Source organism: Pseudomonas simiae, from assembly GCF_000934565.1.
GTDB lineage: Bacteria > Pseudomonadota > Gammaproteobacteria > Pseudomonadales > Pseudomonadaceae > Aquipseudomonas > Aquipseudomonas simiae.
In genome coordinates, this window is sequence record NZ_CP010896.1 from 285,660 (window position 1) to 301,478 (window position 15,819).

The 15,819-nt window shown below is 61.1% G+C and carries 12 protein-coding genes; 4 read left to right on the forward strand and 8 right to left on the reverse strand.

The window, feature by feature from the left end:
• Positions 1–106: 106 nt before the first annotated feature.
• The 7 genes from PF1751_RS01300 to rfbB are packed head-to-tail and all read right to left on the reverse strand — an operon-like array spanning position 107 to position 7,169.
• Positions 107–562, reverse strand: a complete 456-nt coding sequence (locus PF1751_RS01300; protein WP_021492342.1) for a YiiD C-terminal domain-containing protein — start codon at positions 560–562, stop codon at positions 107–109.
• A 26-nt stretch (positions 563–588) separates the two neighbouring features.
• Complete coding sequence (locus tag PF1751_RS01305; RefSeq protein ID WP_010214047.1) at positions 589–1,965, reverse strand: sigma-54-dependent transcriptional regulator; 1,377 nt, start codon at positions 1,963–1,965, stop codon at positions 589–591.
• A complete protein-coding gene (locus PF1751_RS01310) occupies positions 1,962–3,770 on the reverse strand; it encodes a sensor histidine kinase (RefSeq protein WP_021492341.1) in 1,809 nt (602 codons plus the stop codon). The genes PF1751_RS01305 and PF1751_RS01310 overlap by 4 nt, the downstream gene beginning before the upstream one ends.
• A gap of 36 nt (positions 3,771–3,806) precedes the next feature.
• The gene (rfbD, locus tag PF1751_RS01315) at positions 3,807–4,676 is read right to left on the reverse strand and encodes a dTDP-4-dehydrorhamnose reductase (RefSeq protein WP_010214045.1); all 870 of its coding nucleotides are present in this window, start codon (positions 4,674–4,676) and stop codon (positions 3,807–3,809) included.
• Positions 4,673–5,218 carry a dTDP-4-dehydrorhamnose 3,5-epimerase gene (gene rfbC / locus PF1751_RS01320; RefSeq protein WP_010214044.1) on the reverse strand — a complete coding sequence of 182 codons (546 nt, stop codon included), beginning with the start codon at positions 5,216–5,218 and terminating at the stop codon, positions 4,673–4,675. Before rfbC ends, rfbD begins: the two co-directional genes overlap by 4 nt.
• Positions 5,215–6,090: a glucose-1-phosphate thymidylyltransferase RfbA gene (gene rfbA, locus PF1751_RS01325; protein WP_021492339.1), complete on the reverse strand. Its 876-nt coding sequence runs from the start codon at positions 6,088–6,090 to the stop codon at positions 5,215–5,217. The genes rfbC and rfbA overlap by 4 nt, the downstream gene beginning before the upstream one ends.
• Positions 6,087–7,169, reverse strand: a complete 1,083-nt coding sequence (rfbB, locus tag PF1751_RS01330) for a dTDP-glucose 4,6-dehydratase (protein WP_021492338.1) — start codon at positions 7,167–7,169, stop codon at positions 6,087–6,089. The genes rfbA and rfbB overlap by 4 nt, the downstream gene beginning before the upstream one ends.
• Before the next feature lie 151 nt (positions 7,170–7,320).
• Here rfbB and PF1751_RS01335 point away from each other — a divergent pair, with 151 nt between their 5' ends.
• The 3 genes from PF1751_RS01335 to PF1751_RS01345 all read left to right on the forward strand — a co-directional run bounded on the left by PF1751_RS01335 (position 7,321) and on the right by PF1751_RS01345 (position 11,902).
• A complete protein-coding gene (locus tag PF1751_RS01335) occupies positions 7,321–10,221 on the forward strand; it encodes an aminotransferase (RefSeq protein WP_044286472.1) in 2,901 nt (966 codons plus the stop codon).
• Between the two features lie 121 nt (positions 10,222–10,342).
• Positions 10,343–11,449 (forward strand): agmatine deiminase, encoded by a 1,107-nt coding sequence (gene aguA / locus PF1751_RS01340; RefSeq protein ID WP_010214037.1) that lies wholly within the window; start codon positions 10,343–10,345, stop codon positions 11,447–11,449.
• A 234-nt stretch (positions 11,450–11,683) separates the two neighbouring features.
• Positions 11,684–11,902, forward strand: a complete 219-nt coding sequence (locus tag PF1751_RS01345) for a hypothetical protein (protein ID WP_010214036.1) — start codon at positions 11,684–11,686, stop codon at positions 11,900–11,902.
• 38 nt (positions 11,903–11,940) lie between these two features.
• Here the strand turns inward: PF1751_RS01345 and PF1751_RS01350 are convergent, their stop codons facing one another.
• On the reverse strand, positions 11,941–14,028 hold the full coding sequence (locus PF1751_RS01350) for a TonB-dependent receptor (RefSeq protein WP_044286473.1): 2,088 nt from the start codon (positions 14,026–14,028) through the stop codon (positions 11,941–11,943).
• Positions 14,029–14,439: 411 nt separating this feature from the next.
• On the opposite strand from PF1751_RS01350, the gene PF1751_RS01355 reads away from it, so the two are divergent.
• Positions 14,440–15,756: an OprD family porin gene (locus PF1751_RS01355; RefSeq protein ID WP_010214034.1), complete on the forward strand. Its 1,317-nt coding sequence runs from the start codon at positions 14,440–14,442 to the stop codon at positions 15,754–15,756.
• Positions 15,757–15,819: the final 63 nt, after the last annotated feature.

Genomic DNA, 15,819 nt, shown 5'->3' on the forward strand with positions numbered 1-15,819 from the left:
TTGCTCGCGAAAATCGTCAACGATAACGCAGTGACCCTGGTTGATCGCGGCGCTCTCAGGTTTTTCGCGAGCAAGCTCGCTCCTACAGTGGGCGGTGCCGGAGCTTTTAGCGGTGCAGGACGTATTGGCCGGTGAAAACGACTGCTCGCGCTTCACTGCCCTCATTCACAACCCACGTCTGCAGCGTCAGCCGCGCGCGGCCATAGCGCTTGTACGTCGCCACAAACCGCTTCCACACCTTTTCCTCCGGCGACGGGCACACCACCGTCGCATCCCGCGTAACCGGCAACGGGTAACTGATCTGGCCTTCCTGGATCACGATATGCCCGTCTTCAATCCCTTCTTCACGCAACTGCAAGTGCAGCCAGCCCCAGCCCGCCAGTACCGCGCCGCAATACAGGCTACCGCCGAACATGGTGCTCTTGTGATTGATGTTGGCTTGCAAGGGCAGATGCAGTTCCAACTGCCCCTGTGTCCAGTCGAGCACCTTGAGGCCCATGTCCCGTGTGAGGGGGATGTCGTGGTGAAGGATGGATTCCAGGTAACGGCTGTCGCGGCTCATGGGGGCCTCTTGGCGGGTGGGGGCTGTCATTCGTCGTCGCTGCTTTGGTTGGCGAAGTTCAGGCCATGCTTGCGTAGCTTGTCGTGCAGGGTCTTGCGCGGGACGCCCAGGGCTTCCGCGAGGCTGCGCATGGAGCTGTGGGGGCGGGTCAGCTCGGCGGCAATCAGGCTTTTTTCGAACTGCTCGACTTGCTCGCTCAAGCCACCGGGCGTAGAGGTCAGGGTGCCAGCTGATGGATTGTCCGGCGTGTTATCCAGCGCCAGTTCCAGGCCCAGGGCAAAGCGCTCTGCCGCGTTCTGCAATTCGCGCACATTGCCCGGCCAGCTATGGCGCAATAACAGCGCGCGCTGCCCCGGTTGCAGTTCATGCAGCGGCAGGCCGTGGCGGCTGCTGGCTTCGTCGGCGAAGTGCTGGAACAGCATCAACGCATCTTCGCCGCGCTCGCGCAGGGGTGGAATGCGCAGCGGCGCCACGTTGAGGCGGTAATACAGGTCGGCACGGAAGCGGCCCTGGTCGGCGGACTGGCGCAGGTCTTCCTTGGTGGCGGCGATGATGCGGATATCCAGTGGGATCAGCTGATTGCCGCCCAGGCGTTCCACCACGCGCTCCTGCAACAGACGCAAGAGTTTGACCTGAACATCCAGGCTCATGCTTTCGATTTCATCGAGGAACAAGGTGCCGCCGTTGGCGAATTCGAACTTGCCGATACGGCGTTTCTGCGCGCCGGTAAAGGCGCCCGGCTCATGGCCGAACAGTTCGCTCTCCACGACCGACTCGGCCAGTGCCCCGGCGTTGATTGCCACAAAAGGCCCGCTACGGCGGCTCGACAAATCGTGCAGCGCGCGGGCGACCACCTCTTTGCCGGCGCCGGTTTCGCCGAGGATCAGCACGTCAGCCCGGGTCGCGGCCAGCGCGCCGATCTGCTCGCGCAGGCGCAGCATTTGCGGCGAGTGGCCCACCAGTCGCGTGCTCAACTGCTGACGGTCGCTAAGGGCCAGGCGCAGGCTGCGGTTGTCCAGCACCAGGCGGCGCAGGGCCAGGGCGCGGCGCACACTGTCGAGCAGGGCGTCGCTGGCGAAAGGTTTTTCCAGGAAGTCATAGGCCCCGGCACGCATGGCCTGCACCGCCAGCGGCACATCGCCGTGGCCGGTGATCAGCAGCACCGGCAACTCCGGGTCCTGGCCGTGCAGCTCGGCGAGCAGCTCCAGGCCGTCCATGCCGGGCATGCGGATGTCGCTGACCACCACGCCCGGCCAGTCCCGCGACAGGCGCGCAGTGAGGCCGGTGGCTTCGCCCAGGGTCAGGACGTTCAGCCCGGCCAGGTCCAGGGTCTGGCACAGCGCCTGACGCAGGTGTGGATCATCGTCGATCAACACCACCTGAATCTGGTTATCGATACTCATACACTGCGGTCCTCGGACGGTTGCAGACTGACGCCCGGCGCACCGGCACGCAATTTCAAGGTTAACAGCGCACCGCCTTCCTTGTGGTTGGCAAACAGCAGTTCGCCGCCAAAGGCACGCATCAGAGTGTCGCAGATCGCCAGCCCCAACCCCAGGCCCTGGGTGCGCGTCTTGGTGGTGTAGAACGGCTCGCTGGCGCGGCCCAGGGCTTCCATGCAAAAGCCCGGGCCGTTGTCGCGAATGTACAGGTTGACGCCCTGATCGGTGGTTTCGGCACTCAGCCACAGTTTGCGCGGCGGACCTTTTTCGGTGAGGGCGTCGAGGGCGTTGGCCAGCAGGTTGCCCAGAACCTGGCGCAAACGGGTTTCGCCCGCCTGTACCCAGAGGGTGGCTTCGGGCAAGTCACGGACCAGTTCCACCTCCATCGACCGCCGCCGCTTGGCCAGCAGCGCCAGGGCATCGTCCAGCGCCGGTTGCAGGGCGACGCTCTCGGGCGCATGGCGGTCGCGACGGGCAAAGGCGCGCAGGTGGGCGATGATCGAGGCCATGCGCCCGGTCAGTTCGCTGATCAGCTTGAGGTTGCCCCGCGCATCCGTGGTGCGCTCATGGTCGAGCAGGATTTCAGCGTTCTCTGCATAGCTGCGAATCGCCGCCAGGGGCTGGTTGAGTTCATGGCTGATGCTTGCCGACATGGTGCCCAGCGCCGACAATTTGCCCGCCTGCACCAGGTCATCCTGGGCACGCACCAGTTCCTGCTGCGCGTGTTCGCGCTCCAGCACTTCCTGCTTCAGGCGCCGGTTGAGGCCTTCGAGGTCACTGGTCCGCTCGACCACTCGCGCTTCCAGCTCGCGACGGGCCTTGGCTTCGAACGCAATGCGTTCCAGGTAATGGCGGCGACGTTGCATCATCAAGCCCAGCAGCAGCATCAACACCAGCAGCGTCGCGCCGCCGACTGCCACCACCGTGCGCACCGGACGGCTGATCAGCGAGCGTGGTGCGAGGATTTCCACGTTCCAGCCGGTCTCGGCGATGGCTGTGGATTGGCGCAACCAGGCGGTGTTGCTCAGGCTCAGTGGTTGCGGGTCGCGGGTCGGGTAGGGCTGGATGGCGATGATGGCCCGGCGTTCTTCGGCGGTCAGCGGCCGGGTGGCGCGGAATCGCCATTGTGGGCGCGACGTCAGGATCACCACACCGTTATGGTCGGTGACCAGCAGTTGCTCCGGGGTGTTACCCCACAGGCTTTCGGTGTGGTCCAGGTCGACCTTGACCACCAGCACGCCGATGATCGTATCGCCATCGCGCACGGCGGCGGCAAAGAAGTAACCGCGCTTGGCGGAGGTGGTGCCTAAGCCGAAGAACCGCCCCAGGCGCCCGGCCATGGCTTCGCTGAAATACGGCCGGAACGAGAAATTACGCCCGACGAAGCTGTCCTGTTTATCCCAGTTGGATGCAGCCAGTGTCTTGCCGGTGGTGTCCATCAGGTACATCACCTCCACCCCGGCCTGGGCGGCGACGTCCTTGAGCAGCAGGTTGGCGTTGACCAGGTTGGTGCTCACCCCAGGCGCATCCAGCGCGGTGCGCAAAGCCGGCAAGTCGCCAAGGATCTGCGGCAGCACCTCATAGCGGTGCAGGGTCCCGAGCAGGTTGGCCACGTACAGGTCGAGGGTCTGGCGGTTCTGCCCGGCCAACTCGCTGCGGTAATAGCGCTCGGCCAGGTGCTCCAGCGGCCACAGCAGCGGTGCCAGGCACAACGCCAACAAGGCGAGGCTGCGCCAGCGGGGTCTACGCGGAAGGGGTGGAGTCATGGGAGTCATGCGCCTGTGGGTACAGGCGCATTATGCCTAGTGCTGCAGTGCAAGACACTCGCGCAATGCGTCTTGCCAGTGTGGCTGGCTGACGTGCCATTGCTGCTGCAGGCGGCTGCAATCGAGGCGCGAGTTCAGCGGGCGCTTGGCGGGCGTCGGATAAGCGCTGGACGGGATGGGCTCCAGTTCGGCGCAGGCTTTGCCTTGCTGACGCAGGTGGTCGCCAATGGCTTCGGCAAAACCGAACCAGGAGGTTTCGCCTTGAGCACTCAGGTGATAAATGCCCCATTCCCCCGGTTCGCCTGCTTGCCAGCGCTCGATCAACGCGCGCGTGCTGTTGGCAATGCTGCCGGCCCAGGTCGGCGCGCCGATCTGATCGGCGACGATGCGCATTTGCGGCTTCTCCTGCAGCAGCCGCTGCATGGTCAGCAGGAAGTTCTTGCCGTGGTTGGAGTAGACCCAACTGGTGCGCAGAATGAGGTATTCGCCGCCGACGGCCGCAATCGCCTGCTCGCCCGCCAGTTTGCTCTGGCCGTAGACGCCCAGCGGGTTCGGCGTGTCGCTTTCGCGGTAGGGGGCAGGTTTGCTGCCGTCGAACACGTAGTCGGTGGAATAGTGGATCAGCGGGATGCCCAGCGCCTTGGCCTCTTCGGCAAGGATGCCCGGGGCGATGGCATTGATGGCGAAGGCCGCGTCCGGCTCGCTCTCGGCCAGATCGACGGCCGTGTGGGCCGCTGCGTTGATGATCAGGTGAGGGCGATGGGCCCGCACCTGCTGGCGAATGTGCTCCGCTTCGGCCAGGTCAAGCTGGTCGCGTCCCAGGACGACGAGCTCGCCCAGGCCTTGGAGCCGCAGTTGCAGCTCGCGGGAGACTTGGCCATGTTGGCCGGTGATCAAGATTTTCATGGGAACACGTCAGCTTCCATCAAGGGTTTACCCGCCTGGTCCTTGGCGGACAGCTGTGGCGCCTCGCTCAGCTCCCAGTCGATTGCCAGTGTCGGGTCATTCCACAGGATGCAGCGTTCGGCACTGGGCTGGTAGTAGTCAGTGGTTTTGTACAGGAACTCGGCGTGTTCGCTCAGTACCACGAATCCATGCGCAAAACCTTCCGGCACCCATAGTTGGCGGTGATTCTGGGCCGATAAGCGTACACCCACCCACTGGCCGAAATTCGGCGAGCTGCGGCGGATATCGACGGCTACGTCCAATACTTCACCGGCGGTGACACGCACCAGTTTGCCTTGGGTGTGTTCGAGTTGGTAATGCAGGCCACGCAGCACGCCCTTCTGGGAGCGTGAGTGGTTGTCCTGAACAAACTGACGCTTGAGACCCGTTGCCTCTTCAAAAGCCCGGGCGTTGAAGCTTTCGTAGAAGAAGCCACGTTCATCACCGAACACCTTGGGTTCGATGATCAGCACGTCGGGCAGCGAGGTTTCAATGACGTTCACTGATTCTCTCCAGCCAGCGAGTACAGGTATTGGCCATAGCCGGTCTTGCCGAAGTATTTGGCACGCTCCAGCAGGTGTTCGCGGTTGATCCAGCCATTTTCATAGGCGACTTCTTCTAGGCAGGCTACTTTCAGGCCTTGGCGGTGCTCGATGGTCTGCACGTACTGCGAGGCCTCCAGCAAGCTGTCATGGGTGCCCGTATCCAGCCAGGCAAAACCACGGCCGAAACGCTCTACATGCAGGTCGCCGCGCTTGAGGTAGGCGTTGTTGACGTCGGTAATCTCATACTCGCCACGGGGCGAAGGCTTGACCGCCTTGGCGATCTTGATCACGTCGTTGTCGTAGAAGTACAGGCCGGTCACGGCATAGCTGGATTTTGGCTTCGCCGGCTTTTCTTCGATGGAGAGGGCACGGCCCTCGCTGTCGAAGTCGATCACGCCAAAGCGCTCCGGGTCCTTGACCCAGTAGCCGAAAACAGTAGCGCCAGACGCTCGCTTGGCCGCACCAAGCAGTTGTTCGCCGAAATGCTGACCATGGAAGATATTGTCGCCCAGGATCAGGCACACAGGATCATCGCCGATGAACTCTTCACCAATGATGAACGCCTGGGCCAGGCCATCCGGGGTTGGCTGCTCGGCGTAGCTGAAACGCACGCCAAACTGGCTGCCATCGCCCAGCAAGTTGCGGTATTGCGGCAAGTCCACGGGGGTGGAAATCACCAGGATGTCCTTGATACCCGCCAGCATCAGCACGGAGATCGGGTAGTAGATCATCGGCTTGTCGTACACCGGCAACAACTGCTTGGACACACCCAGGGTAATGGGGTGCAAACGTGTGCCGGACCCGCCGGCCAATACGATTCCCTTCATCATGCGATCAAATCCTTAAAGTCAGTGTTGCCTAAACGTTCGCCCTGATAGCTGCCATCCTGGACCCTGCGGCACCATTCCAGGTTATCGAGGTACCACTGCACGGTCTTGCGCAAACCGGATTCGAAGGTTTCTTCAGGAACCCAGCCTAGCTCGCGTTCAATCTTGCTGGCATCGATTGCATAACGCTGATCGTGGCCGGGGCGGTCTTTGACGAACGTGATCAGGTCGGCGAATTTTTCGACGCCGCTGGGGCGTTGGGGTGCCAACTCTTCCAGCAATTGGCAGATGCCACGCACGACATCGATGTTTTTTTGCTCATTGTGACCGCCGATATTATAGGTTTCGCCGACGATACCCTCGGTCACTACTTTCAGCAGCGCGCGGGCATGGTCCTCGACAAACAGCCAGTCACGTACTTGTAAGCCATTGCCATAGACCGGCAATGGTTTGCCCGCGAGTGCGTTGAGGATCACCAAGGGGATCAGCTTCTCGGGGAAGTGGAACGGCCCGTAGTTGTTCGAACAGTTCGTGAGCAGCACCGGCAGGCCATAGGTGCGTTGCCATGCGCGTACCAGGTGGTCGGACGCCGCCTTGCTCGCAGAGTACGGCGAGCTGGGCGCATAGGGCGTGGTTTCAGTGAACAGGTCATCCACGCCGTGCAGGTCACCGTACACTTCGTCAGTGGAAATGTGATGGAAACGGAAGTTACCCTTGGCGGGCTCGGCCAACGTCTGCCAATAGGCGCGGGCGGCCTCCAGCAGGCTGTAGGTGCCGACGATATTGGTTTGAATGAAATCCGATGGGCCATCAATCGAGCGGTCGACATGGGACTCTGCCGCCAAGTGCATGATCGCCTGGGGCTCGAAGCGCTCCAGTATGGCGCTGACAGTGGCCTGGTCGATGATATCGGCCTGGACGAACTCATAGCGGCTGTTGGACGCGATGCTGGCCAGCGACTCCAGATTGCCCGCATAGGTGAGTTTGTCCAGGTTGAGGACTTCGTGCTCGGTGTGTTGAATCAGGTGACGGATCAGGGCAGAGCCAATAAAACCGGCACCACCGGTGATGAGAATGCGCATGTCGGAGGGCCTTTTCCTTAGACGGACATTAAGCGAATGGAGCATAGCTTGAGTTGTGTGGCGAGGTGGCGCAAGCGCGGTGTGACTAGGGGTTGCCTTATCCACCAGAACAATGGCGATATAGACGCCTAAAAAAACCGAGGTCGTCACAATGCCGCTCGCCACCCTGATCCATCGCGCCAGTCTACCCTGCCCGCAAGTGGGCACCGATCAGGTGGCTCAACTGCTCGCGCAACATTACGGCCTAGCTGGCATCTTGCAATCATTGGGCAGTCAGCAAGACCTCAACTACAGAGTCGACAGCCCCCGCGGCCGGTTTGTTCTGAAAATCTGTCGGGGCGACTACGACGCTGTTGAACTGCACGCCCAGCACGCTGCGCTTGATAGGCTGCAGACGGTACGCGTACCCAAGGTCATCAAGTCTTTGACCGGGGAAGCGCTGTTGACCCTGAACCTCGAAGGTCAAGCCCTGCACGTGCGCGTGCTGGAGTACATCGATGGCCAGCCGTTGACCCATCTGCCCCACCTGGGGCGCGGGGTGATCGCAGGGTTTGGTGACCTGTGTGGGCGGATGAGCCAGGCGCTGGCGCGGTTCGAGCATCCGGGCCTGCAACGCACGCTGCAGTGGGACCCGCGCCATGCCCAGGCATTGATCAAGCATCTGTTGGCGACCTTGGAAAACCTGCCGCATCGCCTGGCACTGGAGCAAGTGGCCGAGCAGGTCGAAGCGCGTATCCGCCCCTTGGCCGATCACTTGCCGTGGCAGGCGGTGCACATGGACATCACCGACGACAACGTGGTGTGGCAGCGCGATGCGCAACGGCACTGGCAGATTCAGGGCGTGATCGATTTCGGCGACCTTGTGCACACCTGGCGCATTGCCGATCTGTCGGTGACTTGCGCGGCGTTGCTGCATCATGCTGACGGCGATCCCTTTGCGATCCTGCCGGCGATCCAGGCCTGCCACGCGGTCACGCCGTTGCAGCACGAAGAACTGCTGGCGCTGTGGCCGCTGATCGTCGCCCGTGCGGCGGTGCTGGTGCTGAGCAGCGAGCAGCAGCAACGCCTGGATCCGGATAACCGCTACCTGCTGAAAAACGCCGAGCATGAGTGGGAAATTTTCCATGTAGCCACGTCAGTGCCATTTGCATTGATGGAGGCGGCCATTCTGGGCTGCGTCGGTCAGGCGCCGGCACCCCTCGCCAGTCAAGGCTTTGCGCCGTTGCTGCCGGGGTTGGTTGGGCGTGAGTTTGCGTTGATCGACCTGGGCGTGCTCAGCCCGCATTTCGAGGCGGGTAACTGGGAACAACCGGGGGTCGATCAACGGCTGTTGCAGGAGGCGGCGGCGGTGCATGGCCTGGCGGCAAGTCGCTATGGGCAATACCGTTTGTCGCAGACCCAGCCTGACAGCGCGATTGAGCCAGAGACGTTCCCGTTGCATGTCGAACTGCACGTGCCTTTGGGTACATCGGTTGAAGCGCCGTTTGCAGGTGTTGTACGACCGGGCGCCAACGGTGGGCTTCAGGTGCACAGCAGTGAGGCAAGCGTGTGGCTATGGGGCATGAAAGCACTGTTGCAGCCAGGTGCCGCAGTGCTCAAGGGCCAGGTGATCGGTGAAGTCGAAGGCCCGCTCATTGTGCAACTGTGCCGTGCTGACGTGCCCGCACCGTTGTTTTGCACGCCGTCACGGGCACAGGCATGGCAATCGCTGTGCCCATCGCCGGCCGCGCTGTTGGGCCTGGCCTGCGACGCCGAACCAGAGTTGGACCCTGAGGCCTTGCTGGCCCGCCGCGACGCCAGTTTCGCCCGTTCGCAAAAGCACTATTATGCCGACCCGCCACGCATCGAACGTGGCTGGCGCAACCACCTGATCGACATGCAGGGCCGTTCCTACCTGGACATGCTCAACAACGTCGCCGTGCTGGGCCATGGTCACCCGCGCATGGCGGCAGTGGCAGCGCGGCAGTGGTCGTTGCTCAATACCAACTCGCGTTTCCATTACGCGGCCGTTGCCGAATTTTCCGAGCGTTTGCTGGCGCTGGCGCCTGAGGGCATGGACCGGGTGTTCCTGGTCAACAGCGGCACCGAGGCCAATGATTTGGCGATCCGCCTGGCCTGGGCCTACAGCGGCGGACGCGACATGCTCAGCGTGCTGGAGGCGTACCACGGCTGGTCGGTGGCGGCGGATGCGGTGTCCACGTCGATTGCCGACAATCCCCAGGCGTTGAGCAGCCGCCCGGACTGGGTGCACCCGGTGACCGCGCCCAATACGTATCGCGGTGAGTTCCGCGGGCAGGACAGTGCGCCGGATTACGTCCGAAGCGTGGAGCACAACCTGGCGAAAATTGCCGCGAGCCAACGCCAACTGGCGGGTTTCATCTGCGAGCCGGTGTATGGCAATGCAGGTGGCATCTCGTTGCCGCCGGGCTATTTGCAGCAGGTGTACGGACTCGTCCGCGCCCAGGGTGGCGTGTGCATCGCCGATGAAGTGCAGGTGGGTTACGGCCGTATGGGGCATTTTTTCTGGGGCTTTGAAGAGCAAGGCGTGGTGCCTGACATCATTACAATGGCCAAGGGCATGGGGAATGGCCAGCCGCTGGGCGCGGTCATTACTCGGCGGGAAATCGCCGAGGCGCTGGAAGCTGAGGGGTATTTCTTCTCGTCGTCGGGAGGCAGTCCGGTGAGTTGCCGGATCGGAATGGCCGTGCTGGATGTGATGGAAGAGGAAAAGTTGTGGGAAAACGCCCGGGTGGTTGGTGGGCATTTCAAGGCCCGGTTGGAAGAACTGATTGATCGTCATCCGTTAGTGGGGGCTGTCCACGGCTCAGGTTTTTATCTTGGACTGGAGTTGGTCCGCGATCGGCAAACCCTGGAACCCGCTACTGAAGAGACCACGTTGCTGTGTGATCGCCTGCGGGAATTGGGGATTTTCATGCAACCGACGGGGGATTATTTGAACATCCTCAAGATCAAGCCGCCGATGGTCACGTCTCGACACAGTGTGGATTTCTTCGTCGACATGCTGTCGAAAGTGCTGGATGAACAGTTATAGATAGTCGATTCTTATCGGCTAAATAATCTCATGGTTATCAGCCATGATGTTTTGTCGCTTCTAAAGCCGATTTTTATCCGTTATAAAGTCGGCTTTACCCCCATTCGGAGTCCTGATCGCCATGACCACCCTGCACAGCACCCCACGCGCCGATGGCTTCCGCATGCCTGCCGAATGGGCACCACAGACTCAGGTCTGGATGATCTGGCCTGAGCGCCCGGACAACTGGCGCCTGGGCGGCAAACCGGCGCAGGCGGCTCATGTGGCGGTGGCCAAGGCCATTGCACGTTTTGAACCGGTCACGGTGGCGGTTTCCGCCGGTCAATACGAAAACGCCCGCGCGCGCCTGGATGTGCCGAACATCCGCGTGGTGGAAATGTCCAGCGATGACGCCTGGGTACGTGACACTGGCCCGACCTTCGTGATCAACGACAGCGGTGAGGTGCGCGGCGTGAACTGGGACTTCAACGCCTGGGGCGGTTTCGACGGCGGCCTGTATTCGCCGTGGAACCGCGATTCGCAAGTCGGCGGCAAGATCCTCGAAATCGAACGCACGCCACGCTATCGCACCGAAGGCTTTGTGCTGGAAGGTGGGTCGATCCATGTCGACGGCGAAGGCACCCTGATCACCACCGAAGAATGCCTGCTCAACCGCAATCGCAACCCGCACCTCGACCGTGCCGAGATCGAAGCGGTGCTGAGCGCCAATCTGGCTGTGGATAAGATCATCTGGTTGCCGGACGGCCTGTTCAACGACGAAACTGACGGCCATGTGGATAACTTCTGCTGCTACGTGCGCCCGGGCGAAGTGCTGCTGGCCTGGACTGACGACCCGCAAGACCCGAACTACGCGCGCTGTCACGCCGCCATGGACGTGCTGCAAAGCAGCACCGACGCCCAGGGCCGCTCGTTCACAGTGCATAAAATGCCGATTCCGGGCCCGCTGTACGCGACCGAGGAAGAATGTGAGGGTGTCGACCCGGTTGACGGCACCCAGGAACGTAATCCGACGGTGCGGTTGGCGGGTTCCTACGTCAACTTCCTGATCGTCAACGGTGGCATCATCGCGCCGAGCTTCGACGACCCGCTGGACAGCCAGGCCAAGGCTATCCTGCAGGACCTGTTCCCGCAGCATGAAGTAGTGATGGTGCCGGGCCGCGAACTGTTACTGGGTGGCGGCAATATCCACTGCCTGACCCAACAACAGCCAGCGCCGCACAAAAACTGAGTGCAGTTGTAACAGCACCATGACGACGAACCGGCGCTGATCGGTTCAGGCGTCCACAACCAGCCCGCGACCCAGACAGGTCGCGGGCTTTTTTGTGGCCAAACGCCTATGAACACGAGACATTGGCATAGCTCTTGTATCGCCGGTGTGACAGTGGCCCAAGGCGATGACTGCGCAGTTCTGTCATAAACCTTGAGTAAGTTAGCCGCTCACGCAGTAGGAGAGAGCGCTGAAATGAATGCCGATATCAACCTGATGTACACGCGCACGTCCCACCCTTTGCGGGTCAACGGCGACGCGATCCATGTGCTGGCGCTCTGGTTGAGGGAAAACGGCCCGCGGCAGATCAGGCAACAGCCTGACTGGCGCAGCGTGATGAGTGAACGTTATCCGGCGGGGTTGTTCAGTGAGGATGAAGTGCACGTGTTGTGCGATTTGTTGAAGAGCCTGTAGGCGCCGGCTTGCCGGCTCCTACAGGGAGAGGCGCTGCATTAGAAGCTGTAAGTCCCCGTCACTACCACGCTACGCGGTTCTCCCGGCTGAATTTGCGCCACACTGGTCGCCGACGCGTAGTAGGTTTTATCCGCGATATTGTTCAGCGCCGCCCTGACGTCCCATTCCTTCTGGCGGAACCCAGCCAACGCATCCCAGCGACCATAGCCCGGCAGCACCACGGTGTTGAGGCTGTCGGCATAGCGATCGCCGACCAGGGTCAAGCCGGTTTCCGCGTACCAGCCCATCTCCGGTTTCCAGGTAATGAACAGGCTGGCATTGCGTTTGGCCACATCGCTGACGCGCTTGCCTTCAAAGCCGTTGTTATCCTTCTCGACCGTGGCCTCTTGCAGGCCGACACCACCACGCACGTACCAGTTGCCGACGATCTTGCCGGTGGCGGTCAGCTCCACGCCGCGTGAGCGCTGCAAACCGCTGAGCAGCGTGATAGTGCGATCCAGGGGGTCGCTGGTGCGGCGGTTGTAGAGTTCCAACTCGTACACTGCCAGGGTGGTGCTCAGGCGGTCGTCGAGCCAGTCGCTCTTGACCCCGATCTCTTTCTGCTTGGTCAGCTCGGGGCTCAGGTCGTTGACGCTGCCGGCAGCGTTGGGGGTGATACCGATCAAGCCACCGCCTGCGGGAGAAAACGTCTTGCTCCACGAAGCATAGAAGGTGTGATGTTCCAGTGGCGTCCAGACCAGGCCGAAGCGCGGGCTGGTGCTGTGGCTTTTGACGTCCTGCTGGGTATTGAGCAGTTTGTTTTGGGTGTCCACTTCGAACCGGTCGTAACGCAGACCGGCCAGGACTTGCCATTGGTCATTCAGGCGCAGTTGGTCCTGCACGTAAATGGCACGGCTTTCGACTTCGGTGTGGTTGTTGCTCGACACGCTCATACGGCCGGTGTGGCTGAGGTTGCGGTTGGGCTGGCTGAGGTCCAGGCTCGGCACGGCCTGGCCGCCTCGGTTGACGGCGGTGGCGGTGTACAGCTTCGGATCGCGGCGCTGACTGCCCAGTTCGAGGCCGGTGAGCACGCGATGTTCCAGGCCGTAGGTACTGAAGCCACCTTCCAGCTCGACGTTGTTGAAGACGTTGAGGGTGGTGAGGTCTTGCTGCCAGCGTTGGCGTGTCACGCTGTGGGTCGCCGGCACATAGGCGGTTTGATAGGTATTGTCGAAATCGCTGTCGAGCTTGAACACGCCCAGGGTCTGGCGCAGTTGCCAGTTGTCATTGAGTTCATAAGCCAGCTTGGAGCGTAGCGACTGGGTTTTGTCGTCGATGTAATCGCGGTTATCAAAGTAGGTGGTGCTGCGACTGACATCCGCGGGTCGGCCGTTGACGCCGGGAATGCCACGGTCAGGCGTGCGGTTGTAACGGCTGTATTCGTATTGCACCAGCCAGTTCAGGTCCGGCGTGAGCTGCCAGCTCATGGACGGAGCGAACAACTGGCGATTGCCGCTGACGCCATCGCGGAAGCTGTTGTTGTCTTGATTACCCATGTTCAGGCGCAGGCTGATGTTATCCGTGGGGTCGGTGCTGAGGTCGGCGTACACACTGCGCAGATCGTCGCTGCCGCCCTGGGCTTCGATGCTTGATTTGTGCCCGGCCATAGGCAGTTTGCTCACGCGGTTGACGATTCCTCCCTGACCGCCTCGCCCGTAGAGTACGGCTGCCGGCCCCTTGAGCACTTCGATGCGCTCGATGTTGTGCAGGTCGCGCACATATTGGCTGTCGTCGCGAATGCCATCCAGATAGAAGTCATTGCTCGCGTCGAAACCCCGGATGCGCACGCTGTCGAAGCGCGTGTCGGCGCCGCTGCTGACGTTGGGGATGCCGCTCAATGCCTGGCCCAGGTCATTAGTGCCATAGGAACGCAGGCTTTCGGTCTTCACTGAGTCGATGGCCTGAGGCACATAACGCACGGGTGTGGCGGTGCGGGTGGCGGTGCTGGTTTCTTTGACGCGTGGGTCGTCTTCGTCAGCTTCGGCGCTGATCGAGGTTTCAGGCAAGGTAGTGGCCGCACAGGCAAAACCGACAGACAGCAGAACGGAGAGCCCAAGGGTGATGGGCGTCAGGCGAAGGGCAGGCATGGAGAAATGTATCCGAATTGTTAGGGAGGCAAACTGCGTTAATGGTAATGCTTTGCATTTACGTGCGTTACCCATTCCCAAACGTGCCGGGTCTGAAATATGTTACTAGATGTGTTTTTTGCCTGTTTTGCTGCGGTTTTATGTCGCTTTCAGAACGGCTGTAGGCCCCTCCTTAGAATTATTTCGCCTAAATACAGACGATTCGCGAAATTGACACATAGTTCCGGGCGCGACTAGGATTGCGCCCAACGCCTGTGGCTAACCGCCATGACTCATCCAATAAAAAAAGGCCCGCGGCCTGTTAAGTCGTCCGCGGGCCTTCTTTTTTCCGGAATCAGTCGACACCAGAAAAAGCGACATGGAGCCTGGTGTCACAGCGCGTACTCAACCAGGAATAAGGAATATAAGAAAATGTTGAAGCAACGGATGAGTCTGATCGCTCTGGGGATTTTGAGCGCATCGACAGCCATGGCAAACGATCAGGACCAGTCGAAGGGTTTTATCGAAGACAGCCACCTGAACATCGCCGCACGTAACGCCTACATCAGCCGTGACTACAAGAACGGCAAGCAAGACAAAGCCGAGTGGGGCCAAGGCTTCATCGGCAAGCTCGAATCCGGTTTCACCCAAGGCACCGTTGGTGTGGGTGTGGACGTGATTGGCCAATACGCTATCCGTCTGGACGGTGGTAAAGGCCGTGCCGGCGCTGGCGGTATCGACTTCTTCAAACAGGGCAATGGCACTACCAACCCTGATGGCTCGAACAACCCTGGCTCGGCCCCACACGACCTGGCCAAGGGCGGCGCTGCCGTGAAGTTCCGCGTTTCCAACACCGTGCTCAAGTACGGTGATCAGTTCCCGGCCGTGCCTGTGCTGCAGTACGACAACTCCCGTCTGTTGTCGGAAACTTACACCGGTACGTCGATCGTTTCCAAAGAGATCGCCGGTCTGCAACTGGATGCAGGTCACTTCACCAAAGAAGCCCGCAAGAGCATGGAAGGCACCGACAGCGGTCGCCTGAAAAGCATCGACTACATCGGTGGTAGCTACAAATTCACCGAAAGCCTGTCGGCTGCCCTGTACGCCTCCGATATGCAGGACGTGCTGAAGAAGCAATACGTCAACGTCAACTACGTGCTGGCCCTGCCAGAGAAGCAGTCGCTGACGTTTGACTTCAACGGCTACAAAACCAAGCTGGACCGCAGCTTCGCCCTGGAAAACCAGAAAGACGCTGACGCCCGTGACAACAAGATCTGGAGCCTGGGCGCTACGTGGGCTGTCGGCCCGCACAGCTTCACCGTCGCTCACCAGCGCAGCACCGGCGACACCGGCTACCTCTACGGCGGCTACCGCAATGCTGGCGGCATCGGTGACGGTGGTAACACCATCTTGCTGGCGAACTCCTACTGGTCCGACTTCAACGGCAAGGACGAGCGTTCCTGGCAGCTTGGCTACGGCATCGACTTCGCCACCTTCGGCGTACCGGGCCTGACCTACAACGTTGCCTACGTGCGCGGTACCAACATTGACGACGGTACCAACCGTGGCGATGGCACCGAGCGTGAAATCTGGAACCAGTTCAAATACGTCGTACAGAGCGGTCCAGCCAAAGACCTGAGCCTGCGTGCGCGTGCGTCGTGGTTGCGCGTGTCCAATAACGCCGACCAGTACAACGTGGGCGGTAACGAAATCCGTCTGTTCGCCGACTACCCGATCAACGTCTTCTAATGATCCGGCGTCGCGCCTGATTCCAGGCGAAAAAAACCCCGACTGGTTCGGGGTTTTTTTATG